2 protein-coding genes are annotated in these 2,394 nt (G+C 71.3%); both read right to left on the reverse strand.

All coding sequences use genetic code 11. The features are described from left to right. Positions 1 to 464 (reverse strand): hydrolase (locus tag VGD70_RS33160; RefSeq protein WP_331088428.1); only part of this gene is annotated, 464 nt, incomplete at its 3' end. Positions 465 to 467: 3 nt separating this feature from the next. Then, positions 468 to 2,394 (reverse strand): erythromycin esterase family protein (locus tag VGD70_RS33165; RefSeq protein ID WP_331088430.1); only part of this gene is annotated, 1,927 nt, incomplete at its 5' end.

Below are 2,394 nucleotides of genomic sequence, written 5' to 3' on the forward strand. Positions count from 1 at the left end.
ACCTCGCGCAGGTGCGCGCCCGCGAGGTCGGGTCGGCCCCCGCGGGAGACGACCGCCTGCACGGTGGCCGGTCGGCCGGCGGCGGCGATCAACGCGGCCGCGGCGCCGGTGCTGGCCCCGAACAGGCCGACACCCAGCCCCGCCGTGGATTCGCTGCCGGCGACCCAGTCGGTCAGGCCGATGAGCCGTTCGGCGAGCAGGTCGATGTCGAACCGCAATGCCGCGGTCCGCAGGTCGACCTGCTCCTCCTCTGCCGTGAGCAGGTCGGCCAGCACGGTGACCAGGCCGGCGCGGTTGAGCTCGTCGGCGACGAAGCGATTGCGCGGGCTGCGCCGGCCGCTGCCGCTCCCGTGGGCGAACAGCACCGCGCCGCGCGTGGTCTCCGGGATCCCGAGATCGGCGTCGAGCACGACACCGGTGACCGGGATCTTCAGGCTCTGACGGGTGCCGCTCGGGGCGCTCATGGGTCAGACCGCGAACGGATAGGTCGCGGGGACCTCGCCGGTCTCCCAGACACCGGTTCGTTCCAGCGGCTCGAGGGCACGCGTGTCGTCGATGTGGATCACGGCGTCGAACTGGTCGGCCACCCGGGCGCGGAAGTAGTGGCTCTCTCGTTCGGTGTCGGGGCTGTAGATGACGCCGATCGCGCGTTCCAGGCGGGCCGTGCGAAGGAGCTCGGCCGCTCGCGTGGCCGCGGCGAAGGAGAGCATGAACTCTTTCTGGCCGACCTGGTGGAACAGCTCTTCGACGCTGCCGGGCAGCGCTGGGCGGACCCACTTGCGCTGCGCCTCCCCGCCCCAGTCGTCGGCGGCGGTCACTGTCCCGGTATAGGTGGTGAACCCGAGACTGCGGGAGTCGCCGGACCATCCTTCCCGCACCAACTGGCCGACGTTGAGCTCACCCTGAGAGGCCATCTCCGTCGCCCGGGCGTCGCCGAGATGGGAGTTGTGTTCCCACACGACGACCTTCGCCGGCTCACCACGTTGCCGCGTGAGGTGGGTCTGGACCGCGTCGAGGGTCTCGACCATGTGCCGGTCCCGGAGGTTCCACGACAGCACGCGGCCGGTGAACATCGAGCGGTAGTAGGCGGCCGAGTTCTTCACGACCTTGGCGTTCTGCTCGGCGTAGAACTGCTCGTCCGCGGCGAGCAGCCCGTCACGGCGGGCGTACTCCATCCCGTGGCGTTGCAGGTCGACGAGTTGCTCGATCACGTGTTCTTCGCAGGTCTCGCCCGCTCCGAGGGCAGCGGCCAGGCCGTAGGTCTGGCCGTCGTCGGTGCCGTAGTGGTCGAAGCAGGCGTAGCGCTCGCGGGCGCGCTGGGCCGCCGCCGGATCCACCCGGTCGAGGTAGGTGATCACCTCGTCGATGGAGCGGGAGAGGCTGTAGAGGTCCAGGCCGTAGAAACCGGCCTTGCTGCGCTCGTCGCCGATCCGGTCGTTGCGCTCGCGCAGCCATCCGACGAACTCCAGCGCGACGGCGTTGCGCCACATCCAGGTGGGGAAGCGCTGGAAGCCGCGCATCGCCTCCTCGGCGTCGGCGTCGTCAGAGCGGCCACGGACGTACCGGTTCACCCGGTACGCGTCCGGCCAGTCCGCCTCGACGGCCACCGCGCAGAACCCCTGGTCCTCGATCAGTCGCCGGGTCATCGCCGCCCGCGCGGCGTAGAAGTCGTCGGTGCCGTGGGATGCCTCCCCGATCAGCACCACGTGGGCGTCCCCGACCAGGTCGAACAGCGCGTCGGCGGACGGCACGCCGTCCTCGGTAGGGATCCCGGCGGATCGGATGACGTCGGTGTCGCTGAGCACCCGCTCCTCGGTACGCGTCGGGATCGAGGTCGCCGCGGCGCGCAGCAGGTCCCGCACCTCTTCGTCGGTGGTCTGGCTGAAGTCCCAGTACGACTCGCCGACCGCGAAGAACGGCGACGGGGTCGTCGCGCACACCACCTCGTCGACGATCGCTCCGAGCTCCTGGCAGGTCGACTTCGGCGCCGCCGGCACGGCGACGACGATTCGCCCCGGCCGGTACTCGCGCAGCGCGATGATCGCCGCGCGCATGCTCGAGCCCGTCGCGAGGCCGTCGTCGACGAGGATGATCGTTCTGCCGGCGAGCTCGGGCATCGGCCGCCCGTCCCGGTAGGCCTGCTCCCGGCGCTGCAGCTCGCGCCCCTCCTGCTCGGCCACCCCCTGGATCACGTCCGGGGTGATGCCCACGCCGCGCACGACATCGTCGTTGATCACCACCACCCCGCCGCTGGCGATCGCGCCCATCGCCACCTCCTCGCGGCCGGGCACGCCCAGCTTGCGGACCACGAACACATCCAGCGGGGCGCCCAACGCGCGGGCGACCTCGTAGGCCACCGGCACACCACCCCGCGGCAACCCCAGGACCACTACG

Source organism: Actinophytocola sp. (assembly GCF_036402745.1).
Lineage (GTDB): Bacteria > Actinomycetota > Actinomycetes > Mycobacteriales > Pseudonocardiaceae > Actinophytocola.